Genomic DNA, 218 nt, shown 5'->3' with positions numbered 1-218 from the left:
CTGCCTGTCTCGTGTGGCGTTGCGGCCAGAGGATCGTTTGCTTAGCGTGCACGACGTGCTGGGGCCGGTGCGGGTTCGACTGCTTGGCGGGTCGGTGTTAGCCGAGCTGACCGCACGGTTTGGCGTGGCGGCCCGTGCGAAGGTGCTGGCCGGGGAGGTGGTCGACGACGACGGTGCGGTGGTCGACAGTGGCACGGTGCTGCCGCCCGGTTCGGTTG

The 218-nt window shown here is 69.3% G+C and carries 1 pseudogene; it reads left to right on the top strand.

The annotated features are described in order from the left end of the window. Nucleotides 1-13: 13 nt before the first annotated feature. Nucleotides 14-218 (top strand): annotated as a pseudogene (locus BST12_RS30400) (pseudouridine synthase); the annotation flags it as partial.

This window comes from Mycobacterium angelicum (genome assembly GCF_002086155.1).
GTDB classification, from domain to species: Bacteria; Actinomycetota; Actinomycetes; order Mycobacteriales; family Mycobacteriaceae; genus Mycobacterium; species Mycobacterium angelicum.
Note: the sequence above shows the minus strand (reverse complement) of the source record. Positions and strands in the feature narration are given on the sequence as shown.